This is a genomic window from Streptomyces sp. TP-A0356, assembly GCF_001417775.1.
Taxonomy (GTDB): Bacteria; Actinomycetota; Actinomycetes; order Streptomycetales; family Streptomycetaceae; genus Streptomyces.
Genome location: NZ_BBZJ01000018.1, coordinates 284,961 through 307,779 on the forward strand (window position 1 = coordinate 284,961; position 22,819 = coordinate 307,779).

A 22,819-nucleotide genomic window follows, 5' to 3' on the forward strand; every position below is an offset into this window, starting at 1 on the left:
TCAAGCGCCTTTCGGAAGACTGGACGGCTCAGCCGGCCGCCCCTGTTCGGTTTCGGGCCGTGCGTCTGCCCGAGAGGCGAGCGCACGGTACAGGCGGGTCAGGGTCCTGCTCTCGGTCTCCCAGGAGTAGGTGCCGCGCAGCTTCTCGGCGTTGCGCCGGAACGTTTCCAGGCCATCGGCGGCCTCGCGCAGCGCGCGGGCCACCGACGCGGGCTCCGCCGGGTCGAAGAGCGCACCCGCCGGGCCGATCCCATTGCCCAGCAGGGCCCTGCGGACCTCGGGGAAGTCACTGCCCACCACGGCCAGACCGGCCATCAGGTACTCGAAGAGCTTGTTGGTGTCGCCCAGGTAGCAGTTGAGATGTGCGTTGGTGAGGGCGACGACGCCGACGTCCGCCGCCGCGGTGTACGAGAGCAGTTCGTCCACCGGGACCGCGGGGAGGATGCTGGTGCGGTCCTCGATGCCGCACTCCGCGACGATCTCGTGCAGCTTCCGTACGCTGTCGTCGCTGCCGAACCCGATGATCACCCAGTGCCACTCCGGAAGATCCCGCAGCGCCGCCGCGACGGTGTCGAAGCAGCGGGAGTCCAGATAGAAGCCCCCCTGGAAGATCAGCACGAGCCGGTCACGCGGAATGCCCAGCCGGCGGCGGAGATCCTTCGGTTCGACGTCGGCGTCCGGTGTACGGGGGTAGTTGCCGACGACGACGGGCCGGTCCCCGTGCAGTTTCTCCAGATAGGCCGCGCGCGAGGCGTTGGTGGTGATCCGTGCCCGCGAGCGCCGCCAGACCGCCCGCTCCCACCACTCGATCACCTGCCGCACCGGCCACCGGTGCATACAGGCCTCCAGCTCGTGTGCGTCGTACACCAGCGCGGCGCGGCGACGACGGGCGACCAGTAGGGCAGGCAGGCTGAGATGGAGGTTGTGGCAGTGCACGACGTCCGGCTCACCGCGGCCCATGAGCAGTGCCGCGCGCAGGATGCCGAGACCCGCCAGGCCCACCCGCAGGGGCCTCGGCAGGTTCCTCCGTGGGAACGGCAGGACCTCGTAGCGGACGCCTTCCTCGACCATGGCGGTCCGACGCCGGACCCCCGAGTCGAAGCCCACGACCCGTACCCGGTGCCCGTCCGCGGCCAGGGAGGCCGCTTCCCGTCGCACGCGCGCGTCGCTGCGCAGGTCCGACACCACCGCCATGAGGATCTTCATCCCTGCGCTCCGTCCGCCAGGCAGAACCGCACCGACCAGGTGACCGGGCCCTCGACCCGCAGGGTGGCGCGGAGGACGTGTGTGGTGACGACCCGGCCGTAGGCGGGCGACCACGGCATCTCCTCGACACGGAAGGAGAGCTGGGGTCCGGCGGTCTGCTCCAGCCTCACCACCGCGTCGTCGGCGAACAGCAAGGTGTGGCCGCCACGCGGCTCGGCACACACGCCCGGCGCCAGGGGAAGGCTGACCACGAGGGTGTGCCCGGCGCCGCAGTCGATGTCGTCCGAGACCGTCAGCCCGTGCCGGTCGAGGGTGAAGCGGCGCCGGTGCACCACCGGATCGCCGAGCCTGCGGTAACCCTCGTGGACCGCTTCCACGACCTGTCGGCCACCGCTGTCCCTGTGGTGATGGACCACGCGGGCGTGATCGTCATTCCGTAAGGTGAACAGCAGCTCGGGATCGATGTGGTTCTGTTCCTCACCGTCCACTTCGACCGTGGAGTGCGAGCGGGTCGCGCGCAGGAGGTTCCGCAGATCCGGATCGGGGGTGTACACGCCGGTTCCGGGGTCCGTGACGATCTCCCGGCCGTCCACACACAGCACGAACGACAGCGTGTCGTTGTGCCCGTGCCCGCCGTTGCCGTGCTGTCCCACGCCCCCGCACTCCGTGAGACACCAGTACGGCCCGTCGGCCAGCACGTACCAGCCGGCCCCCGGGAAGGACGTGGCCCGTGTCCGGGCGTCGACGCCACCGGCCCGCGCCCCGCACCACTGCGCCAGTTCGGGTGCGGGTTCCGCCACTTCCCGGGAAGGACCCGAATCACTCATGACGGTCGCGGCGGCCAGAACCGGGGACGGGTCACGGGGGTCCCGGCCGGACTGCAGGCCGACCACCAGACCGCTGTCGTCGTCGCCCAGGGCGGGAATCAGCCCGTCGGGTTTGGTGAGAGCGGACAGCACCCCGGCCGCCGACAGCACGCGTTCCCGGACCTCGGGACGTACGGGGATGCCCAGGCGCCGCAGCGCGAGCAGCCCCAGGAGAGCCAGTTCGGTCGAGAGACGGTGGTACCCGGTGGAGGCCTCGAAGTTGGAGCCGTCCTCGTGGAACTGTTTGAGGACTTCCCGCTGCAACTGCCGGGAGCCCGTCCGGAGCCAGAGGCGCCCGGCGGTGCTGTGGCGCAGAGCCCCGCCCGCATGGACCAGGCCGACGAGATCGGCCAGGTAGTGGTTGCTGGTCAGGCGCGGGGTGTACTCGAGGTTCGCCAGGATGAACCATCCATGGCCGCGCAGCATCCCACCGGCCAGAGCGGTCAGCTCCGGGTCATCGAGGATCTCGGCGGACCACACGAGGTTGGCCGCGCGGATTCCCGCCTCCATCGCGTTGGTCCAGTTCGGCCCCGAGCCGACGGGGTTCGCCTCGGCCCACGAACGGAGCAGGTCCACCGCACCGTCGCGGTACCGGGTGTCACCGGTGTGGGCGTGGGCGCGCGCGAGGGCGGTCAGCCACTGGAGCCGGCTCACCTCCCAGGGAACCTTGATGTCGGCGCGGCCCGGGACGGGGGCCAGGCAACGGTGGTGCCGGGCCGGCCAGGTGAATCCGTGGACGGGGTCCTGGTGCCAGCCCCGCTCCCGCGGGGCGACCGCCACGGGTCCGTAACCGAGGACGGTGAACCTGCCGTCGAGCGCCGCGTCCGCCTCGCGCAGGCATTCCTCGAGCTCCAGTGGACTCGGCTCCACCTTCGAACGCGTGCCGACGCCGCCGAGGAGGAAGGGCCTCCAGGGCTCCGGGAGCGGCGGGCGCGCCCCCGCCCTCCGTTCCCGTCCGTCCTCGAGTCTCCTGGCCCCGGTACGCATGATCCGCCACCCCGCCTCGGCGGCCAGCACACCGGGCGGCAACGCGGCGGCCGAGACGGCCAGCCGACGCAGGCGCACCAGGCGCCGGGTTCCGGCGGAGTGGTGGCCGGTGCCGTCAGCGGGCATCGACGGTGCACCTGCTCATCATCCGGTCCGTCAGCTCCTCGGCCGGGACGCCTTCGACCCATACGCGGTGCCACACCGCGAAGTTGAGGACGGGCCACAGGGACCACGCATGCTGCGCCCGTCCGGCCCGGTGCTCGGCGACCATTTCGGAGAGGGTCCGGGTACGGAAGTACCGGCCCATCGCGGGCGAGGCCAGCAGGTCGAGGAGCGCGTCCCCCATGGGGCCGCGCAGCCAGTGCGCGATCGGGGCGCCGAATCCCTGCTTCCGCCGCTTCATCACCCTCTCGGGCACGATGTCGGCGAGGGCCTGTCGCAGAACGATCTTCGTGCGGTCCCGGTCCAACTTGTAGTGGACGGGCAGCCGGTAGGCGAACTCCACGAGCTCGGGGTCGAGGAAGGGAACACGGGCTTCGACCGAGTGCGCCATGGAGAACCGGTCGATGCGCATGAGAAGCAGCTCGGGCAGCCGGAGGGTGAACTCGTAGTGCTGGGTGTCGAACGCCACCGTCTGCAGGCCGGTCTCTCCGTCGCCGAGCGGAGGCCGGACGAGCGGCGGGTCGTACTGACGCGGGATCAGCAGCTCCGAGCGCAGGGTCGTGGGCATGCAGAGCGGGAAGTGCATCGGGTACTGCCTGCCCGCCGCGGCGCCCGAGAGGATGTCGTAGGCCCTGCCGCGCCGGGAGCGGGGCACCGCACCGGCGAGGAGGCGGCGCGCGCCGACGGGCAGCCTCTGGAACATCTGCAGCTCGCGTTGCCGTCGCATCACGCGCGCATAGCCCGGGTATCCCCAGAACAGTTCGTCGGCTCCCTCACCGGCCAGCACCACGGGGACACCCCGCTGCCGGGCCAGGGCACAGACGAAGCCGAGGGGCATGCAGACCGGATCTGCGAGCGGCTCGTCCTGGTGGTGGACCATGGCCGCCAGCGTCTCCAGCGCCTCGCGGGGGGAGACCGTCACCTCGTGGTGGTCGGTGCCGAAGTGCCGGGCCACCCAGCGCGCCTCGTGCCGCTCGTCCAGCTCCGGTGCGTCGCCGAAGCCCACGGAGAAGGTCGAGGTGCCCTCGGCCCGGTCGCGCAGCAGCGCGACGAGCGCGGTGGAGTCGAAGCCGCCGCTGAGCAGGACCCCGACCGGAACGTCGCTCATCAGCCGGGCCTGCACGGACTGTTCCAGCAGGGTGCGCACCCGCTCCGCCGCGTCGGACAACGGCACATCGAGGAACGTGCGGCCCTCGGCGAGGTCGCGGTACCGCCATGTCCGCACGCCCCCGGCGTCGCACGTGCCGGCAGTCCCGGGAGGCAGCTTGTTGATGCCGCGGTAGAGGGTCGCCGGGGAGGGAACCACAAGGTTGGCCAGGTAGCTCTCGAGAACCGCGGTGTTGACCTCGGCGGTCACGCGTGGGTGAGCCAGCAGCGCCTTGGTCTCGGACGCGAACAGGAACGTGCCGTCCTGGACGGTCCAGTAGAAGGGCTTCTCCCCGACCGGGTCACGGGCGAACAGAAGCCGCTCGGCACCGGGGTCCCAGAGCGCGAAGGCGAACATGCCGGTGAGGTGCTCGACGCACGCGTCACCGTAGTGCCGGTACGCGTGCAGAATGACCTCGGTGTCGCAGTCGGTGCGGAAACGGGCGCCCCTGCCCTCGAGTTCCCGGCGCAGTGCGGGGTAGTTGTAGATCTCCCCGTTGAAGACCAGGCACTCCCCGCCCTCACCGAACATGGGCTGCAGGCCGTGGGACAGGTCGACGATGGCGAGCCGCCGATGACCGAGGCCCACCCGGCCGTCCTCGCTGATGTGGACTCCGGCGCCGTCCGGGCCCCGGTGGCCCAGGGTGTCCCGCATCCGCGTGACCGTTTCGGAGGTGACACGCCCCACCGCGCGTCCGTACTCGTAGATCCCTGCGATGCCGCACATGTCAGCCCCTCTCCAGGACCGGCCGGGGGGCGGGAAGGGACGGCAGGGACAGCTTCGAGAGGATCTGTGCCGCCCGCTTGTCCCAGGTGTGCTCCGCCAGTGCCTGTCGACGTGCCTCGAGTCCCATGGCCGCTCCCCGGTCGGGCAGTTCCAGCGCCCTTGTGACACCGGCGGCCAGGGACTTCGGGTCACCGGGCTGGGTGAGCATCGCCGTGACCGCGTCCACGAGGATCTCGCCGATCTGCTCCAGACGGCTGGCCACGATGGGCCTACCGAGTGCCATGTACTCGAACACCTTCGTGGGTGAACCGAAGAACGCGCCATCTCCCTTCCACACATGGGGCGACAGCAGGACGTCGCAGCCCGACAGGACCCGGAGGGCCTCGGCCCGGGGAAGACTCCCGGTCCAGGTGATGCGGCCGCCCAGGCCCAGCCGGGCCGCCATCTGCTCACACGCCTCTCGCCGCTCCCCGTCGCCGACCATGACCAGCTCGACGTCCCGGGGGAGGTGGCACAGGCATTCGATCGCCGCCTCGACACCGTGCCAGTGGCCGAAACTGCCGGCCCATCCCAGCAGGGCGCCCGGGCGGGGGTCCTTCGGTGCCGGTTCGGGAACATCCGCGGCGTCGACCGCGTTGGCCACCACCGCGATGCTCGCCGGATCGGCTCCCACGTCCGTCGCCATCGTCGCCGCACCGCGCGAGACCGCGGCCACGACATCGGCGCTCCTCGTGGTGTACCTCTCGTAGCGCTCCCCGAGGGCCGCGAAGAACTTCTTCGCGGGGCTCTGCCGGTACCAGTGCCGGTGCTCCCAGACGGCCGAGGCGTTCCATTCCAGGACGAAGGGGGTGCCCAGTCGGCGGCTGACATCGGCGCCCGCGCGGGTCAGGAAGGCATTGCGCTCGTAGACGAAGGCAGGCGGCATACGACGGGCGACGTCGAGGGCGGTCCTGCACATCTCGTCGTTGGCGGCGACCCACGCCGACTCCCTGGTGAACCGGGACCCCCGGGGCAACGGTGCGGCCATCTCGACGACATCGACCGCCGCCCGGAGCGGTTCGGGCGGACTGCCGTTGGTCACCAGGGCCACCCGCCAGCCGAGCTGCCGGAAACCGCCGAGGATGCCCGCCACATGACTGACGGCCCCGCCCGCCCCGGCGTCCGGGGCGTCCCGCCACAGGGCGAGGATCCAGGACCGTCCGGCCGGAGCGGTACCGGATGGGTTCTTCGGTGGCCCCTCCACCTGAGAGGTCAGCCCCCTCACGAGGAGACGGCCGGCCGTGGCGGCGTCCCGGGCGCAGCGCGCCACCACGGGCCCGGTGCCGCCGACCGGCAGCGTGCGGCCGGGTGGGCGCGCGTCGATGACGCAGCGTTCTCGCACCGGCGCCAGCGCCAGCACCAGGTCGTAGGGGCCGGCGAACGTTCTGCGCGCCGCGTCCTTGCTGAGCAGCGCGACACCCGACACGTCCTGCCGCCTCAGCTGTGCCCGGTATCCGCCGAGGTTGCGGATGGCGTCGGACGCGGCCATCACCATGACCGGTTCCTGTCCGAGCACCTGGGCGGCGACGCGGCCCGCCTCATGGACCTGGGAGCGCGACTCGGCCAGGACCGCCCACCTCGATCCCCCGCCTCCACCGCTTCGACCATCGCTATGAGCAGACAGTGGAACCTCCAGAGGACGGCCGTACGCATTCGGGCGAAGGCCAACATACGGCCGCGACTTCCTCTGTCGGCCCTGCAACACCGGAATACCCAAAAGTCATCCCGGAACCAGGAATCGCCGCCCCATGGGAGACGCTTTTTCAGCCGTAATGGGTAGCATCCGGTTCATGGAGACCGAAGCGCGCACAGCGGCGACAAAACAATGGTCGGAGAATCCGGCGGGTATCAACCACGCAGCCGCACCAGAGGGAACACCAGAATTCTACGAACAAATGACACGCAGTCGATATGCACTACAGCCCTGGCTTCCGGACCTGCTGCGCTCGTGGGTACCCGCCGGGGGGCGTGTCCTGGAGATCGGGTGCGGTGCAGGAACCGACCACTCCGTAATTGCCGGAATCGCCCGGGAAACCGCCGCGATCGATCTGGCTTCCCGCGGCGCCCGGCTGACTCAGAAACGACTGGAACTCGAGGGACGTCCGGGAATCGCTCAGGTGGCCGATGCCGAGGACATGCCCTTCCCGGACCAGTCGTTCGACGGTGTCTACTCCTTCGGTGTGCTGCACCACACGGACCACCCGGAGCGCGTGGTCGAGGAGATGTGGCGAGTCATGCGTCCGGGCGCGACATTCATGGTCGCGCTGTACCACAAACACAGCATGTTCGCCGCGCAGAAGGCCATCGAGTACATCGTCCGGTTCCGCTGGCGTTCGCAGACGTGGCGGGACTTCCTTGCGGAGCTGGAATACGGAGCGGCCGACCTGGTACAGCGCCCGCTCGTGCGTCTCTACAGCCGGCAGGCCGCACGGAACCTGTTCGCCCGATTCCACGACGTCCGCGTACGCACCGAGCACCCGGCCCTGAGCGGTTACCTCCTGTCGGACCGGCTCCGCCCCTTCGGCTGGTACGTCGTGGTGACCGGTCGGCGGTGAACCGGCCGGCGGTGAACCGGCCGGGCCGACGGCCCGGCCGGTTCCGTCTCGCCGCGCCGACTGTGGACACCCTGCGCAGCCGCCCACCGGGCATTACCGCCAGATGCCCCGTGTGTCGAAGACGACCTTTCCCCTCAGCTGGGTCCGCTTGACCGCACGGAACGCGTCATGGTCGACCAGCAGGACGATGACATCCGCCTCGTGGAGGGCGGCCTCGAGGTCGACGAGCTTGGACTGTCCCGTCTCGGCCAGCACGGCGGGCAGTTCATCGATGTGCGGCTCGACCACGAGCAGGCGGCCGACCTCCTGCCGGGCGAGTTCCGACGCGATGTGCAGGGCGGGGCTCTCCCGCAGATCGTCGACGTTCGCCTTGAAGGCGAGTCCCAGGCAGGCGATGACGGGGGACTTGAACCGCGAGGCCGTGTTCCGCACTTCGGCGATGACGTGCCCCGGCTTGGTGTCGTTCACCTGCCTCGCGGTTCTGATCAGCTGGGCCTGTTCGGGCGCCGCACTGACGATGAACCACGGATCGACGGCGATGCAGTGCCCGCCCACTCCCGGGCCCGGTTGCAGGATGTTCACCCGCGGATGCCGATTGGCCAGCGCGATCACGTCGGCGGTGTCGACGCCGAGCCTGTCGCAGATCATCGAAAGCTCGTTCGCGAAGGCGATGTTGACGTCCCGGAAGGCGTTCTCACTCAGCTTGGCGATCTCCGCGGTGGTGGCATCCGTGACATGGCACCGCCCCTGGGTGAACACCTCGTACAGGCCCTTCGCCCGAGCGCCGCAGCATTCGCTCACCCCGCCGATCAGACGGTCGTTGGTGACGATCTCGATCATGATCCTGCCCGGCAGGACGCGCTCCGGGCAGTGTGCGACGTGCACGTCCGCGGCACTGCCGGCGCTGTGCGGGAAGGTCAGGTCGGGCCGACGCTCGGCCAGCCACCGGGAGAGCCGCAATGTCGTTCCCGGTGGCGACGTCGACTCCAGGACCACGAGCGCCCCGGGTTGCAGCACATCGGCCACCGCTGTCGCCGCGTCCCGGACGTAGGAGAGATCCGGTTCCCGGTCCTCACCCACGGGAGTGGGGACGGCGATGATGAACGCGTCGGCAGGCTCGGCCTTCGACGAGGCCCGCAGGCGTCCCATCGCCACCGCACCGCTCACCGCGACGGCGAGGTCCGGTTCCACGAAGGGCGCCTGTCCGGCGTTGATCAGATCGACGGTGGCCTGGTTGACGTCCACGCCGACGACGTCCACTCCCTTGGTGGCGAGCGCGGCGGCGGTCGGCAGCCCGATGTATCCGAGCCCTACGACGGAGACGGTGCTGAACACACGAGTTCCTTTCTCAACTTCGTCAAGCGGGAGCACAGGGGATAAGAGGTCATCGCCAGAGGACGAGAAGGGCGGAACCGCCACGGTGCTAGCCACGGTGGGTGCGCCGCGCCACGACGTCACGCAGGACCATCAGGACGAAGGCGGTGTTGCCGACGAGGTAGCGGGCGAACAGACGCCGTGGCTCCTGCATGAGCCGGAAGAGCCACTCCAGACCGGCCCTGCGCATGCATCGGGGAGCACGCGCCCGGATCCCGGCCACCACGTCGAAGGACCCGCCGACGCCCACCGCCAGGCCGCAGTTCAGTGCCACCAGATGCCGGGCGAGGAAGTACTCCTTCCGCGGTGTCGGCACCGCGAGGAAGAGAAGGTCGGGACGGGCCGCGCGGACGGCGGCGACCACGTCCTGCTCCTGTTCCTCCCGCCAGTAGCCATCGCGCTGTCCGACGACGTGCACGCCCCGGCTCGCCGCGATGGCCGCCACCCTGCTCACCACGTCGGGCTCGGCGCCCAGCAGGAAGACCCGGTAGTGCTCACGCGCGGCGCGTTCCCACAGAGCGAGCATGAGGTCGATACCGGTGACCCGTTCGGGCAGAGGCTGTCCGAGAATGCGGCCGGCCCACACCACCGCCTGTCCATCGGCATTGATCAGGGAACAGGAACGGATGATGCGCGCCAGTTCGGGATCCCGCCGGGCCCTGACGATTTTCGCCGCGTTCACCGACACGTGTTGGTGGGGTCGTCTTTCGGCGATCAACTCTTCAGCCGCGGCGACGCTTTCCGCCAGGGTCAATGCGTGCACCGGAACCCCGCAAATGGGGACCGGAACTGTCTCGCTCAAGAGGGTCGACCGATCCATCGGTGCGGGAACATTTTCAGGCCCCATAGCCTCCGCCTGGACAGTGGACGTGTTCGCCACGCTATGTGCCTGTGCCACCCATACGGTCCCTGAATTGCGCGACCGGCCCGTAACGCAACTCGAATGGACCACCTGGGGCACCGGCGCCGGCCTCGCCGGGACATACCGCCGGGCGCCGCTGTCACGCTGCGACGGAGACGGCTCCCTCCGTCGAAAGGACGGCGGAACCGACGGTCCGGCCGATCATCAAGGACCTGAAAGGGCGATTTCCCTCGTCCGGCCAGCCGACTGACGCGCCCGCCTTCACCACCGGCCTCGTCCAGCGGGATAGCTAGCTGCATATGCACGAGTGCGGTGACCCCACAGCCGGAGGAGAGACTTGAAGCGAATCATGGCCGTCTACGGAACCCGGCCGGAAGCGATCAAAATGGCCCCCGCTGTCGAGGCGCTGCGGGAGTCGGCCGGCTTCGAGCCGCTGGTCGCGGTCACCGGACAGCACCGGTCGATGCTCGACCAGGTGAATCGGCTGTTCGGCATCGAACCCGACTACGACCTGGACATCCTCAGCGCCGGGCAGACTCTGACCGACATCACCAACCGCACGCTGCACCGGCTGCGGCCCGTCCTCGAGAAGGAACGGCCGGACGCGGTGCTCGTCCAGGGGGACACCACCACCACGCTGGCGGGTGCGCTGGCCGCCTTCTACCAGAAGATCCCCGTCTTCCATCTGGAGGCGGGGCTGCGGACACGAAGCAAGTACGCTCCCTACCCGGAGGAGATGAACCGCCGGCTCACCACCCGGCTGGCGGACCTGCACCTGGCGCCGACCACGAACGCACGGCAGAACCTCCTGCGCGAGGGAGTCGGGGAGAAGTCGGTCGTCGTCACCGGCAACACGGTCATCGACGCCCTGCTCAGGACCCTTGACCGCACGGCCGACCAGGCGTCCGACCCCACCATGGAGCTCCTGGAGAAGGACCCCCGGCGAGTCCTCCTGGTCACGGCACACCGCCGCGAGTCCTGGGGCGAAGGCATGGAGTCCATCGGCGGCGCCCTCGCCACCCTGGCCGCGCTCCACCCCGACCTGCTGGTGGTCTTCCCCATTCACCGCAACCCGGCCGTACGGTCCGCCATCCTGCCCAAGGTCGCGGGACTGGAGAACGTCAGGGTGGTGGAGCCGCTGGACTACCAGGGCTTCGCCCATCTGATGAACCGTGCGCATCTCATCCTCACGGACAGCGGCGGTGTCCAGGAGGAGGGGCCCAGCCTCGGCAAGCCGGTCCTGGTGATGCGTGAGAGCACCGAACGCCCCGAGGGGGTGACCGCGGGAACCGTGGCACTTGTCGGCACCGACGGCGCGCGCATCGTGGCCGAGGTGACGCGATTGCTGCGTGACCCCGTGGCGCACGCCAGGATGGCGCAGGCCGTGAATCCCTACGGTGACGGGCGCGCGGCGGAGCGCATGGTCCAGGCCCTGGGGCACTGGTTCGGACTGTGCGACGCACCGGCGGACTTCATCGGGGCGTCGGCCGTGGCCGCCGCGGCCACGGCCGGGGACGACGTCCCGGCGCAGTCTCGCCGACACGACGCGCTGGCCGCCGGTCTTGAAGGGGACGGGCTCCGCCTCTCCCTGTCGGGCGGCGTCGGCCACCCCTGAAAGCAGCCGCCCTCGCTCACCGTGACCACAGGGCAGTCAGCCCGCCGCGGCACCCCGGCCCGCCCGATCCGCTTCCCGACCATGACCCGCTCGACGGGGACGGCCTGAACAAGCTTCCACGGAGGCCGACCAGGCCGTCACCGTCGCGGTTCATGTCCGCGGGCGGGCCCACCTCGGGCAGCGTCGGGGGAGGCGGGTGGCGGGTGGCGGGTGTTCCGAGGCCGGACGACGGCCCGTAGACATCGGAACTAGGAGGCGCCAGGGGCTTTCCCGGTGCAGTCCGCCGAAACCCCGAGGGGCCACTGAGACCCCCCTGATTCTGCATTTCAGGGGCCCCCTAGGGGATGTCACAGGTCGGCCGCAAAGCCGGGCCCGTTGCCCCGGGCCCGGCACATCGCCCTCCGGGACCGGGTACGTTCGAGAGCGTGGCTGGATTCAGGATCGGGCGCGGCCGGGACAACCGCGCTCCTCAAGCGCGACCGCAACGACCCCCGTACGGACGGCAGGCGCCGCAGGGCCCGTCGTACGGCTACCCCTCCGCGCCGCAGCAGCGGTACGGCGGAGCACAGCCCTACGGCGGCCACCCGCAGTGGCAGGCGCCGCAGGGCCAGGGCGAGCCGGAGTACTTCGGCGACGACGGCCGGGGCCACCCGCGGACCCCGGATCCTTACGCGGCCAACAACCCGGGCCACACCCAGGCCTTCTCCGTCGGCGAGGACCCCTACAGCGAGGGCGAGACCTACCGCGCGGGCCAGGCCTCGGCGCCCCCGGTCGGTCCGCGCCTGCACTGGAAGGACCTGCTGCGGGGCATCGTGATGTCCCCGACGCAGACGTTCCTGCAGATGCGGGACTACACGATGTGGGCCCCGGCCCTGATCGTGACCCTCCTGTACGGGCTGCTCGCGGTCTTCGGCTTCGACGGCGCGCGCCACGACGCGATCAACGCCACCCTGTCCAGCGCGGTCCCGATCGTCCTGACGACGTCCGTGGCCATGGTGCTCAGCTCCTTCGTCCTGGGCGTGGTCACCCACACCCTGGCCCGGCAGCTCGGTGGCGACGGGGCCTGGCAGCCCACGGTCGGCCTCTCCATGCTGATCATGTCCATCACGGACGCGCCACGCCTGGTCGTCGCGATGTTCTTCGGCGGCAACGCGCCCTTCGTCCAGCTGCTGGGCTGGGTGACCTGGATCGCGGCGGGCGCACTGCTGACCCTGATGGTCTCCAAGTCCCACGACCTGCCGTGGCCCAAGGCGCTGGGCGCGTCGGCGATCCAGCTGATCGCGATCCTGTCGATCGTGAAGCTGGGCACCTTCTGACCGAGAAGCTGGGCACCTTCTAACCGAGGCCTCAAGCCTCGCCTGCCACGCACACGGGCCCCGGCGCCGCGTCCCCCGGGGCCCTTTCGCGTCCCCGCACCGGTCCGTCGTCGCCGGTCAGGACCGGCCGGGCCGCGGGTCCCCGATCACTCCGATCCGGAAGCCCGTCGTGGACGGGCGGTGGCGCGCCCCACGCTCATGCAGATGAAACCCACCCGGGCCAGGGCGGCCGGGTCGAGCGTGTTGCGCCCGTCGAAGAGCAGCGGCGTGCGCATCAGGTCGCGCACCGCCTCCCAGTCCACCTCGCGGAGCTCGGGCCACTCGGTCACGAGCACGGCGGCATCGGCATGCGTCACGGCCTCCGCGACGGTCGGGTGACGCTCCGCCGCGTTCCAGGGTGCGGCGTCGGCCGGGCGTGCCACCGGGTCCCAGCAGGTGAGGGTGGCGCCTTCGGCGAGGAGCCGCGAGGCGAGGACGGTGCTCGGGGCCTCCCGCATGTCGTCGGTGCCGGGCTTGAACGTCATCCCCAGCAGGGCGATGCGGCGCTGGTTCAGGGTGCCGAGCTCGGCCTTCAGACGCTGGACGGCGCGGCGGGGCTGGAGATCGTTGACCTCGATGACGGCGTTGAGGAGCTGGAAGGAGTAGCCGGTGTTGCTCGCCATGGCGCGCAGGGCGCGGGAGTCCTTGGGGAAGCAGGATCCGCCGTAGCCGAGGCCGGCGTTGAGGAAGTGGCGGCCGAGGCGGTGGTCCAGGCCCACGGCGTCGGCGACGCGGGTGACATCGGCGCCGGTGGCTTCGCACACGGTGGCGCTCTCGTTGATGAAGGTGATCTTGGTGGCGAGCAGCGCGTTGGAGGCCAGCTTGACCATCTCGGCCGACGCGACGTCCATCCTCTGGACGGGACCGTCGATACCGGCGTGAAGGTCGGTCAGCAGGGCGGCCGTGGCTTCGTCGGCGGTACCGATGACGATGCGGTCGGGACGCAGGAAGTCCTCGACGGCCCGGCCCTCCGCGGTGAACTCGGGGTTGGAGGCGTAGCCGACCCGCTCCAGGCCCGCCTCGTCCAGGGCGGCACGGACGCGCGAGCCGGTACCCACCGGGACGGTCGACTTGACCACGACGGCGGCGAGATGGGAAGCCCCGCGCAGGGCGTCGATGACCGCCCAGACCCGGGACAGGTCGGCGTCGCCGGACGCGGTGGGCGGCGTGTCCACGCAGATGTAGGCGACTTCCGCCTCCGCGACCGCTTCGGCGGCGTCGAGCGTGTAGACGAGGCGCTCCTTGTTCTGCGCCAGCATGTCGCCCAGGCCGGGCTCGTAGATGGGCACATCCCCGGCGCGCAGCAGCCGGATGCGTTCCGGCTGGATGTCACGGACCGTGACCCGGTGGCCCAGTTGGGCGAAGCACGCGGCCGTGACCAGGCCGATGTATCCGGCGCCGAAGACGGCAACGCTGCGGCTGCTGCCCGCCATGAGGGATGCTCCAATTCGTCGGGGGTCGAGGAGGCGTCGGCGCTGTGTGGGGCAGGCGGGGCGGCCTCGGGTTGCTCGCGGGGTACGCGCGTGAGGGGACGTCAGCAGCTGTCCGGATGACGGTCGGCCGGGCGTGTGCCCCGGCGCAGGAGAGTAAACGATTCTGCAGCGCTCAGCTGCAACTTCTCCAGATCGTCTCCTACTCCGAGATGAAGTATCTGGTTCAACTAATCGCATGATATACACGTCCTCCACAACTCCTTCACTCCTGTTTCTTAACTCCTTGGGGGGAGCTCCATGTCCGGACACGGACAGCTTGCGCAGACCGGTATGCCCGCCATCGTGATCGGCGGCATCACCTACCCGCTCGGCGGCTGGATGGTCGCCGCCGCCGTCGCCGTGGTGGTCGGCGCGATCCTCGTCGCGCGCTTCCGTTACCGCCCCGGCCTGGAGGCCGGGCAGGGCACGGTCGGCCAGGACGCCGCGTCGCAGGGCCGCTCCCGGCGCCGGCGCCGCTAGTGCAGGCAAGCACCCGCCAGGAACCGGTGCTGTCGGCCCATCAGCACCGGTCCGCAACGGTCCTCATGGGGATCGTCGTCATGCTGGCGGCAGCAGCCTGGGCCGGTCACCACGCGCTCAGCGCGTTCGCCCACGACAGCCGGAGCCAGAGCCGTCTGACCGTGGTGTGGACCTCGCTGTTCGTCATCTTCCTGCTGCAGACGTTCATGTACCACCTCGAACGTCCGAGGAGGCTCACCCCGCGCATCGCGCGACAACTGCGCGATCTGCACGTGGCCGTCCTCGTCCCCGTCTACAACGAGGATCCCGGCTACCTCAAGCTCGGTCTGGAGTCCTTCCTGCGCCAGACCCGCCTGCCGGACTCCGTCCACATCGTCGACGACGGCTCCACCAACGGGGACTACGCCGACGTACGCGCCTGGTGGGAGCAGGCCGCGCAGCAGGCGGGCGTCGCCACCACCTGGCAGCGCGTCCCCAACGGCGGCAAGCGCCACGCCCAGACCCACGCCGTACGGGTCAGCCCCGAGGCCGAGATCTACATCACCTGCGACAGCGACAGCTGTTTCGCGCCCACGGCAATCGAACAGGCCCTCATCCCGTTCTCACGCCCCCGGGTTCAGTCCGTGGCCGGCATCGTCATCGCGACCAACAACCGCGCGAACTGGCTCGTACGCATCACCGACCTCTGGTTCGTGGTCTGCCAGCTCGTCGACCGTTCCGGCCAGTCCGCCGTGGGGGCCGTCATGGTCAACTCCGGTCCACTGGCCGCCTATCGAGCAGCCGTTATCCGCGACAACCTCGACGGATACCTGAACGAGACGTTCATGGGACGCCCCGTGAACTTCTCCGACGACAGCATGCTCACCCTCTACGCGCAGGAGAGGGGACTGACCGTCCAGCAGCCCTCGGCGATCTGCTTCACCGCGATGCCGGAGAAATGGTCGCACTTCAATCGCATGTACCTGCGCTGGATGCGTGGCTCGACGATACGTTCCATCTGGCGTATGCGTTACCTCACACCGACGCGGCCGGCGTTCTGGTTGCACACGATGCGCTGGACCCAGATGGTCCTCACCCAGGTGGTCACCCTCTGGATGCTCGTCGTCGAACCGCTCGCCTACGACAACATGCCCCCCACCAGCATGCTGGTGGTGCCGTTCCTCATCGGCTGGGCCCAGGGCCTGCGCTACCTGAGCATCATCCGCTCCGACGAACGCATCCGCTCCCGCGTGGTGACCTGGCTCGCCATGCCCGCGGCCATCCTGCTGGCCTGGACCGTGCTGCGCTGGCTGCGCTGGTACGGCATCATCACCTGCGCCAAGACGGGCTGGGGAACCCGCCAGAACGGCGCCGAGGTCGCACTCGCCGACTCGGTGACGACGGCGGCGTAGGCGGAGGGTTCCTGTAGCCGGAGGGTTCGCGTAGCCGGGGGGTTCGCGTAGCCGGAGGGTTCGCACTAGGCGGGTTCGCATGACCGGCGGGTTCGCGCAACCGCCAACGTCGGCGGCGCCGACGAGGCGCACGTGACCGACGACGACAGCGTGACGGACGACGACCGCGTGACTGCGGCCCGCCGACCATCGAAGCGCCCGTCAATGCCGACGGGCGCTTCGGCGTGACCGGGGGCGTCGGCGTTTCCTGGGGACGGGCTGGGCGGGGGCGGGCGGGGGCGTGGGCGTTCGCTGGCTGTGCGCCCGACGCCCTGCCACATAACCAGGAGCCCGGCTGGCCGGAAGGCCGGACGGAAGCCCGGAGACCGGAAGGCCGGAAAGCCGGAAAGCCGGAAAGCCGGACGGAAGCCCGGAAAGCCGGAACGGGAAGCCCGGAGAGCCGGAAGGCCGGAAGGCCGACTGCCCGGCCGCCCGGAACGCCTACTCGGCCGGGATGACCGCCTCGGCCGCCACCCCGGCTCGTCGGCGGAAGGCCGCATGCTCACGCCCTACGAGGCCACTACGGGGCCCCTTACGGGCGGCCCCGTACACGAGGACGACCGCACCGCTGCCCCTTCCGCTCCGGCGGCCGGCGGCCGGCGATCAAGCCCTGCTCAGAGCGCTTCCTTGGACGGAGTGATCGGCTCCCCCGCCTTACGGACGGGAGGCAGCACGCTCCACGGGAAGTTGATCCACTCGTCCGTCCGCTTCCAGACGTACTCGCACTTCACGAGGGACTGGGACTTCTCATAGATCACCGCGGAGCGGACCTCGGCGACGGTCTCCAGGCAGAAGTCATGCACCAGCTTGAGCGTCTTGCCGGTGTCGGCCACGTCGTCGGCGATCAGCACCTTCTGGTCGGTGAAGTCGATCACGTTGGGGACGGGAGCGAGCATGACGGGCATTTCGAGCGTGGTGCCCACACCTGTGTAGAACTCCACGTTGACCAAGTGGATGTTCTTGCAGTCCAGGGCGTACGCGAGCCCACCGGCCACGAACACGCCGCCGCGCGCGATGCTGAGCACGATGTCGGGCTCGTAGCCGTCGTCGGCGATGGTCTGGGCGAGCTCACGAACGGCGCGCCCGAACGCCTCGTAGGTCAGGTTCTCTCGTACGTCGGTCATGTCGCGCTCACACCTGGGTGCGGTGGAAGTTCACGAAGGAGCGGGAGGCGGTGGGTCCGCGCTGCCCCTGGTAGCGGGAGCCGTACCGCTCGCTGCCGTAGGGGAACTCGGACGGCGAGCTGAGCCGGAACATGCACAGCTGCCCGATCTTCATGCCCGGCCAGAGCTTGATGGGAAGGGTGGCGAGGTTGGACAGTTCAAGCGTCACGTGACCGGAGAAGCCGGGATCGATGAACCCGGCGGTGGAGTGGGTGACGAGCCCGAGCCGCCCGAGGGAGCTCTTCCCCTCCAGCCGCGACGCGAGATCGTCGGGCAGGGTGATGACCTCGTAGGTACTGGCGAGGACGAACTCCCCGGGGTGGAGGATGAACGGCTCGTCGCCCTCGGGCTCGACAAGCCGGGTGAGGTCGACCTGCTCGATGGAGGGATCGATGTGGGGGTACTTGTGGTTCTCGAACACCCGGAAGTAGCGGTCGAGCCGCACGTCGATGCTCGAGGGCTGGACCATGGTCGGATCGAATGGATCGATCACGACCCGCCCCTTGTCGATCTCGGTCCGGATGTCCTTGTCTGAGAGAAGCACCCCCCGAGAATACGCAAGGCGCGTGGGGTCGCCACAATCGTGGCGACCCCACGCGCCCGGACCGCTATGCCACTACTGCTTCTGCTACTGCTTCTGCAAGGTCACCGGCACCACACTGCGGAGCCGGGCGCAGCGCGGACACCGGACGAGCCGGCCGGGGCCGAGGCGCTCGGCCCGCTGCATCGGGAACGAAGCGGTGCTGAACACGTGCCCCTCGGCACAACGGACGACGGTGCGCTCCATCAAGTCCTCAGAGTCCCTTCCCCAAGAGCCTTCGTCTCACCTGCATGACGGACGACGAAAGCCACATTACGGGATGAAAGGGACGGCCCTCCAGGGGGCACTCCGACCACACACAGCCCCTCTTCCCCACCGCCACCGTACGCCCCAACTCCTGCCCGCCGCAGCCTCATCCACACCCCACAACGACGCCGGACCCCACGGCTTGAGCACCGGGGGTCCGACATGAGGTACAGTGAGCGAGCGTTCAGACACCGGGCGATCCGGCGTCTTACGCGGGTGTAGTTTAATGGTAGAACATCAGCTTCCCAAGCTGAGAGCGCGAGTTCGATTCTCGTCACCCGCTCCAGAGAGAAACCCCAGGTCAGCGGCCTGGGGTTTTGTTGTCCGGTCTCGGCGGGCCGAGTCGCGCCGCCCCGCCGGGGTCCTGACCCAGTGAGCCGGGGCTCCCTTCGCCCCGGCTTCCGGTCCGTCGGCGGAGATGCAGGCCGTCACGCACCATCGCGGCGACGATCTGGACGTGGCGGTCGGCCGCCGTGTTCGAGTACTCGTTGTCGTGGTCCAGGGCCGTACGGCCAGAAGCGCCCGGCTCCGACGGCTTGACCATGAGCGGCCGGCTCTTTCGTGTCGGGTACGAGTACAGGTCGGCGGGCGAGAACGTCGCCTACGGGTACAACCTCCCGAGACGTCATGGACGGCTGGATGAACAGCTCCGGCCACAGGGCGAACATGCGGCTCAAGGAGATCCGCAAGCGGGCGGACTCGTCACCGGTACGTCGCGCTGCGGGCGCGGCCGGTGCGGTGCGCCCGCTCGCCCAGCAGTGCACCGCGGACAGCAATGTCTCCCCAGCAGGCCGAAGGCACCGAGGCGAACCATGAGCTGCGGCGAGTCGTCCGGGAACCTGCTGCGGCGCTCGCGAGCAGGCGGCACCTTCTGTATGGGAGCCGGTACCCGCAAGTTCAGCGGAACGACCAGGTCAGCACCGCTGTCATCAGGAACACGACGACCGCCGCAAGCCAGACCATCAGGCGCGTCGGCCCCGAAGACCTGACCGACGCCCACTCCTCTCCCTCCCGTGACAGCAGCGCGTCCGCGAACGCCTGCGCGGTCTGCGGTCGTTCGTCAGGTTCAACGGACAGCGCAGCGCGAAGCAGTGTTTCGATGCCGTCCGGAACCCCCAGCTCCCTGGGAAGGGACGGCAACGACGTCGTCGACGCCTGCTGCGTCACAAGGACTGTGCGACCGCCCGACCCGAACGGCTTGCGTCCGGTCAACAACTCGAACGCGACGACACCGAGGGCGTACACATCGGCTCGGCCGTCGAACCCGCCCGTCTGAAAGGCCTGTTCGGGCGCCATGTACGCGGGAGTGCCGGTGGTGACTGTCAGCCCCGACGCGTCGGCCAGTTGCTTCGCGCTGCCGAGGTCCGCGACAAGTACGGCGGCAGGCGTGCGGCCGGCGTCGAGCAGGAGGTTCGACGGCTTGATGTCGCGGTGGATGACGCCCGCGTCATGGAGCTCCTGAACTGCGTATCCGGCCTCGGCCGCGAGCCGGAGCGCCTCCGCAGGCCGGCAGTGCCCTGTCTTCTCGGCCAGCGTGCCGCCTCGGACGTAGTCCATGACGAAGTACGGCCGGTCGTCCTGGACGCCGACGTCGTGAACGCGCACGACACGTGGGCTGGAAATCCTGCGGAGCAGCCTCGCCTCCGCCAGGAAGCGCTGTCGTACATCGGCGTTCGACGCCCAGTTGTCGGCCAGCACCTTGACCGCGACATCGGTGTCGAGCTCGGGGTCGTATGCCTTCCAGACGGTGGCGAACGAACCGGCTCCCAGCCTGTCCTCAAGGAGATAACGACCTAGCTTCTGCATGTGGCAACATTTTTCCCGGGGCGATGTGGCGGATGTGGCCGGCTGTAGTCGGGAACTTCCGTGCGACACAGTGGGGTCCAGGTCGGACGATAGCGGGGGGACAGCAGGGTGCTCGAGGAGGATGAGCTGACGCAGCTCGTGGCGTCTGCCCAGGCAGGTGACCGGGCGTCCCTGGACCGCCTCCTCGTCAGGCTTCGGCCCACCGTGATGCGCCGCTGCTCCCGGTTTCTTCCGCACCACGCCGACGCCGAAGAGGCGGCGCAGGACGCCCTGTTGTCCATCAGCACACATCTGCACGAGTACACCGGGCGAGGCTCGTTCCTCGGCTGGGTGACAGTGATCGCCTCGAACGCCGCCAGGTCCACGTATCGCTCGATGCGCCGACGCGCGGAGGACAGTCATGCCATCGTTCCCGACGGTGTCGATCCACGGACGACGAGCGTCATCGCGGGGACCCGCCTGGACCTGATGGAGTCGCTGGCCGCACTGGAGGAGCGGCACCCGGCCCTGGTGGAGTCCTTCGTGCTCCGCGATCTCGGAGACCTGACCTATCTTCAGGTCGCCGAGATCACCGACGCTCCTTTGGGCACGGTCAAGGACCGCATCCATCAGGCCCGCCGCTTCATGCGGGACCGCCTCGGCGGTGGCCTCTGAGACGCCCCGGCTTCCCGCTCTCACCTGGCATCAGCTCGACCGCGGACCGGGAGGTGCTGCCGTGCGTCCTCGGACGATTGTCGTCATCCTGGCGGTAGCCATCGGACTCGGCCTGTTGACAGGCCGGTTCGTCCTGCCCGCGCCCTCTGCTCCGGCCACCCCGACGGTGACGCCAGGCGCTGCGGCGTCCTCGCGGGGCAACGGCTCTCCGACGCCGAGGCCCGCGAGCGGGCCCATGACGAACGGGCACTTGTTGACAGCGGCCGACTTCAGGAAGGTTGGTCTCTCCAAGCGCATCTACGTGCGGGATCGCGTCGGAGACGGCAACTACGCCAATGCGGCCTGCACCGGCGAGAAGACCCTCGGCGAGACGCTGGGATCGTCCGACGCGCACTTCCGCGGGTTGGTGACGAGCAAGGACACAGGCCAGGGCGACCCCACCGAGGCGGCGAACATCGACGATCAGGTCGCACGCGAAGTCGCCGACGACGCCGGAAGCCGCGCACTGGCTCAGAACTACGCGCAACGCCTGCTGTTGGAGGAGGTGCCGTGCCAGAGCGAGCCCGCCACCCACTGGATCTACGGGCCGACGCACACGATTGACGTCGCTGCGGACATCACCGCGAGTTGGATGGGTGTTTACGGCGGCGACCTGAACACCACAGGGACCGCACCACGAGGCAAGGAGCCGTGTGGAGGCGTCGCCATACTCCGCAACGGCTCGCACTACGGGGTCCTGGAGGTTGATGCCTGCCTGGACACGGCTGCGATGACGCGGATCGTCCGTGCGGCCGTGACACGGCTCTGAGACCACCACCACCCCACCAGTGGACGTGACATACGTCACATCGACCGCGGTAGATCGCCATCCAACATCTCCCGTACCTCCGGCATCTCCCAGATGTGTGACGACGCCAACCGCGTCGCGACCAGACAGGAGATGAGATGTTCGACAACCAGGCAGCCCGCAGGAAGTTCGCGCGTCGCGGTCGTACCGCAGGAATAGCCGCCTCCGTCGGTGCCGCCCTGATAGCGGTCGGCATCGGCGCGCTTCCCGCCGTCGGCGCGGACACGAGCTCTGCGAGCCGGTCGGCAACCGCCCTTGCCGCCGCTCCTGCCGAACCCGGTCTCGGCTCCGCCGGCCTGATGCAGAGTGACGACTTCTTCCAGCAGGGCCTGGCCCCGGTCCGCGCGACGGTGGACCTGACCGGGAAGCAAGCTCTCTCGGCATGCTCCGGCGAGGAGACGATGCGAGAGCTGACCAAGGGGCAGGCCGCCGCCTATGCCGACGTGACCTGGTCCTTCGACACCAAAGGCACCTCGCTGACCGAATCCGTCGCTGACGGTTCCACCGACACATCGGCGGCCTCGTACGAGAAGCAGCTCGACAAGCTGGTGCGCGGCTGCCAGGACGAGCCGCATGGTCACTGGTACTACGGCAAGGGGCACACGATCACCGTCAAGGCCGGCGAGGGCAGTTGGTACCCGGCCTTCAGCGGCGACGGCAAGGTTTCCGGCGGCGTCGCGGTGATCCGCAGCGGCCACAGGTTCGGCATCGTCGAACTCACCGGTCAGCCCAGTGACGACCCCGGCTACGTGGAGGGCATCACCGCCGGTGCCGTCAACCGGCTGGCCGGCTGATCTGGTCCGGGCGGTTCCGGGAGCTGTTCGCGTGGGTGCTGCCCCGGCCCCTGGAACCGTCCGGGCAAGCCGATGAACGTCTGGTCGGGGCACGGCTTCGGCGGCCCGCGACCGCCGTCCGACGCCACCGGTTCCTGAACCTCGGCTACCGGCTGTCGTTCGACGTCGGCTCCGGGCCCGCCTACGCATCCGCAATCACGCATGTCCTGGGCAAGAGGCACCTGGACGCAGGATCCTTCCAACGTCCGTCGCCCAATCCCCCTGGCCAATGGCTCCGGAGCCGTGCCCATAGCGTGCCCGTGAGGACGGACGACCACGGTCGACAGCGGTGCGATCCGGCCCACGCGACCACCTCGAGGACCACGTATCTGCGCTGGTCAGAACCCATGGAACCCGCCCAGGCTCCGTCGCTTCCCAAGCTGAGAGCGCGAG

Annotated in this window: 19 protein-coding genes and 1 tRNA gene; 9 read left to right on the forward strand and 11 right to left on the reverse strand. The window is 69.5% G+C overall.

Going from position 1 to position 22,819, the window contains the following annotated elements; genetic code table 11:
- Genes ASC56_RS16435 through ASC56_RS16450 form a run of 4 tightly spaced genes read right to left on the reverse strand, consistent with a single transcriptional unit; the run spans position 1 to position 6,628 of the window.
- Complete coding sequence (locus tag ASC56_RS16435) at positions 1-1,206, reverse strand: glycosyltransferase (RefSeq protein WP_055492157.1); 1,206 nt, start codon at positions 1,204-1,206, stop codon at positions 1-3.
- A complete protein-coding gene (locus ASC56_RS16440) occupies positions 1,203-3,185 on the reverse strand; it encodes an alginate lyase family protein (protein WP_055492158.1) in 1,983 nt (660 codons plus the stop codon). The genes ASC56_RS16435 and ASC56_RS16440 overlap by 4 nt, the downstream gene beginning before the upstream one ends.
- Positions 3,175-5,094 (reverse strand): asparagine synthase (glutamine-hydrolyzing), encoded by a 1,920-nt coding sequence (asnB, locus tag ASC56_RS16445; protein ID WP_055492159.1) that lies wholly within the window; start codon positions 5,092-5,094, stop codon positions 3,175-3,177. Before asnB ends, ASC56_RS16440 begins: the two co-directional genes overlap by 11 nt.
- Position 5,095: 1 nt before the next feature.
- Complete coding sequence (locus ASC56_RS16450; RefSeq protein WP_055492160.1) at positions 5,096-6,628, reverse strand: glycosyltransferase; 1,533 nt, start codon at positions 6,626-6,628, stop codon at positions 5,096-5,098.
- A 295-nt stretch (positions 6,629-6,923) separates the two neighbouring features.
- Between ASC56_RS16450 and ASC56_RS38075 the strand changes: the two genes are divergently transcribed.
- On the forward strand, positions 6,924-7,688 hold the full coding sequence (locus ASC56_RS38075; RefSeq protein ID WP_159039665.1) for a class I SAM-dependent methyltransferase: 765 nt from the start codon (positions 6,924-6,926) through the stop codon (positions 7,686-7,688).
- Positions 7,689-7,781: 93 nt separating this feature from the next.
- On the opposite strand, the gene wecC is transcribed toward ASC56_RS38075, so the two are convergent.
- Together wecC and ASC56_RS16465 are read right to left on the reverse strand one after the other, a co-directional pair.
- Positions 7,782-9,023, reverse strand: coding sequence for a UDP-N-acetyl-D-mannosamine dehydrogenase (gene wecC / locus ASC56_RS16460; protein WP_055492162.1), 1,242 nt, complete (start codon positions 9,021-9,023; stop codon positions 7,782-7,784).
- Positions 9,024-9,111: 88 nt separating this feature from the next.
- Entirely contained in the window at positions 9,112-9,744 is a 633-nt protein-coding gene (locus tag ASC56_RS16465; RefSeq protein WP_199836005.1) for a WecB/TagA/CpsF family glycosyltransferase, read from the reverse strand.
- Between the two features lie 517 nt (positions 9,745-10,261).
- Between ASC56_RS16465 and wecB the strand changes: the two genes are divergently transcribed.
- Both wecB and ASC56_RS16475 read left to right on the forward strand, forming a co-directional pair.
- Positions 10,262-11,539, forward strand: coding sequence for a non-hydrolyzing UDP-N-acetylglucosamine 2-epimerase (gene wecB / locus ASC56_RS16470; RefSeq protein ID WP_199836006.1), 1,278 nt, complete (start codon positions 10,262-10,264; stop codon positions 11,537-11,539).
- A gap of 344 nt (positions 11,540-11,883) precedes the next feature.
- Positions 11,884-12,855 carry a Yip1 family protein gene (locus ASC56_RS16475; RefSeq protein WP_055492164.1) on the forward strand — a complete coding sequence of 324 codons (972 nt, stop codon included), beginning with the start codon at positions 11,884-11,886 and terminating at the stop codon, positions 12,853-12,855.
- A 146-nt stretch (positions 12,856-13,001) separates the two neighbouring features.
- Here ASC56_RS16475 and ASC56_RS16480 read toward each other — a convergent pair whose 3' ends face one another.
- On the reverse strand, positions 13,002-14,327 hold the full coding sequence (locus ASC56_RS16480; RefSeq protein ID WP_055492165.1) for a UDP-glucose/GDP-mannose dehydrogenase family protein: 1,326 nt from the start codon (positions 14,325-14,327) through the stop codon (positions 13,002-13,004).
- A gap of 297 nt (positions 14,328-14,624) precedes the next feature.
- On the opposite strand from ASC56_RS16480, the gene ASC56_RS16490 reads away from it, so the two are divergent.
- On the forward strand, positions 14,625-14,846 hold the full coding sequence (locus tag ASC56_RS16490) for a hypothetical protein (protein WP_159039666.1): 222 nt from the start codon (positions 14,625-14,627) through the stop codon (positions 14,844-14,846).
- 65 nt (positions 14,847-14,911) lie between these two features.
- Entirely contained in the window at positions 14,912-16,237 is a 1,326-nt protein-coding gene (locus ASC56_RS16495; protein WP_234376973.1) for a glycosyltransferase, read from the forward strand.
- A gap of 653 nt (positions 16,238-16,890) precedes the next feature.
- On the opposite strand, the gene ASC56_RS16500 is transcribed toward ASC56_RS16495, so the two are convergent.
- A complete protein-coding gene (locus ASC56_RS16500; RefSeq protein WP_055492168.1) occupies positions 16,891-17,400 on the reverse strand; it encodes a phosphoribosyltransferase in 510 nt (169 codons plus the stop codon).
- Positions 17,401-17,407: 7 nt separating this feature from the next.
- Positions 17,408-17,983: a dCTP deaminase gene (dcd, locus tag ASC56_RS16505; RefSeq protein WP_055492169.1), complete on the reverse strand. Its 576-nt coding sequence runs from the start codon at positions 17,981-17,983 to the stop codon at positions 17,408-17,410.
- Positions 17,984-18,498: 515 nt separating this feature from the next.
- On the opposite strand from dcd, the gene ASC56_RS16510 reads away from it, so the two are divergent.
- Positions 18,499-18,572, forward strand: a tRNA-Gly gene (locus tag ASC56_RS16510).
- 15 nt (positions 18,573-18,587) lie between these two features.
- On the opposite strand, the gene ASC56_RS41200 is transcribed toward ASC56_RS16510, so the two are convergent.
- Entirely contained in the window at positions 18,588-18,830 is a 243-nt protein-coding gene (locus ASC56_RS41200) for a hypothetical protein (protein ID WP_055492170.1), read from the reverse strand.
- A gap of 353 nt (positions 18,831-19,183) precedes the next feature.
- Positions 19,184-20,161, reverse strand: coding sequence for a serine/threonine-protein kinase (locus tag ASC56_RS16520; protein ID WP_199836007.1), 978 nt, complete (start codon positions 20,159-20,161; stop codon positions 19,184-19,186).
- A 39-nt stretch (positions 20,162-20,200) separates the two neighbouring features.
- Between ASC56_RS16520 and ASC56_RS16525 the strand changes: the two genes are divergently transcribed.
- The 3 genes from ASC56_RS16525 to ASC56_RS16535 all read left to right on the forward strand — a co-directional run bounded on the left by ASC56_RS16525 (position 20,201) and on the right by ASC56_RS16535 (position 22,387).
- Positions 20,201-20,746 (forward strand): RNA polymerase sigma factor, encoded by a 546-nt coding sequence (locus ASC56_RS16525; RefSeq protein ID WP_055492172.1) that lies wholly within the window; start codon positions 20,201-20,203, stop codon positions 20,744-20,746.
- A 235-nt stretch (positions 20,747-20,981) separates the two neighbouring features.
- The gene (locus ASC56_RS16530; protein WP_055492173.1) at positions 20,982-21,554 is read left to right on the forward strand and encodes a hypothetical protein; all 573 of its coding nucleotides are present in this window, start codon (positions 20,982-20,984) and stop codon (positions 21,552-21,554) included.
- A gap of 137 nt (positions 21,555-21,691) precedes the next feature.
- Positions 21,692-22,387: a hypothetical protein gene (locus ASC56_RS16535; protein ID WP_055492174.1), complete on the forward strand. Its 696-nt coding sequence runs from the start codon at positions 21,692-21,694 to the stop codon at positions 22,385-22,387.
- The last annotated feature ends 432 nt before the right edge of the window (positions 22,388-22,819 follow it).

What these genes read in the sequence shown, in the direction of transcription:
- ASC56_RS16500 (WP_055492168.1), bottom strand. Translation starts at nt 17,400, where the DNA reads ATGACCGACGTACGAGAGAACCTGACCTACGAGGCGTTCGGGCGCGCC.
- ASC56_RS38075 (WP_159039665.1), top strand. Translation starts at nt 6,924, where the DNA reads ATGGAGACCGAAGCGCGCACAGCGGCGACAAAACAATGGTCGGAGAAT.
- ASC56_RS16450 (WP_055492160.1), bottom strand. Translation starts at nt 6,628, where the DNA reads ATGGTGATGGCCGCGTCCGACGCCATCCGCAACCTCGGCGGATACCGG.
- ASC56_RS16495 (WP_234376973.1), top strand. Translation starts at nt 14,912, where the DNA reads ATGGGGATCGTCGTCATGCTGGCGGCAGCAGCCTGGGCCGGTCACCAC.
- ASC56_RS16435 (WP_055492157.1), bottom strand. Translation starts at nt 1,206, where the DNA reads ATGAAGATCCTCATGGCGGTGGTGTCGGACCTGCGCAGCGACGCGCGC.
- ASC56_RS16440 (WP_055492158.1), bottom strand. Translation starts at nt 3,185, where the DNA reads ATGCCCGCTGACGGCACCGGCCACCACTCCGCCGGAACCCGGCGCCTG.
- asnB (WP_055492159.1), bottom strand. Translation starts at nt 5,094, where the DNA reads ATGTGCGGCATCGCAGGGATCTACGAGTACGGACGCGCGGTGGGGCGT.
- ASC56_RS16480 (WP_055492165.1), bottom strand. Translation starts at nt 14,327, where the DNA reads ATGGCGGGCAGCAGCCGCAGCGTTGCCGTCTTCGGCGCCGGATACATC.
- ASC56_RS16535 (WP_055492174.1), top strand. Translation starts at nt 21,692, where the DNA reads ATGTTCGACAACCAGGCAGCCCGCAGGAAGTTCGCGCGTCGCGGTCGT.
- ASC56_RS16530 (WP_055492173.1), top strand. Translation starts at nt 20,982, where the DNA reads ATGACGAACGGGCACTTGTTGACAGCGGCCGACTTCAGGAAGGTTGGT.
- ASC56_RS16490 (WP_159039666.1), top strand. Translation starts at nt 14,625, where the DNA reads ATGTCCGGACACGGACAGCTTGCGCAGACCGGTATGCCCGCCATCGTG.
- ASC56_RS16475 (WP_055492164.1), top strand. Translation starts at nt 11,884, where the DNA reads ATGTCACAGGTCGGCCGCAAAGCCGGGCCCGTTGCCCCGGGCCCGGCA.
- ASC56_RS41200 (WP_055492170.1), bottom strand. Translation starts at nt 18,830, where the DNA reads ATGGTCAAGCCGTCGGAGCCGGGCGCTTCTGGCCGTACGGCCCTGGAC.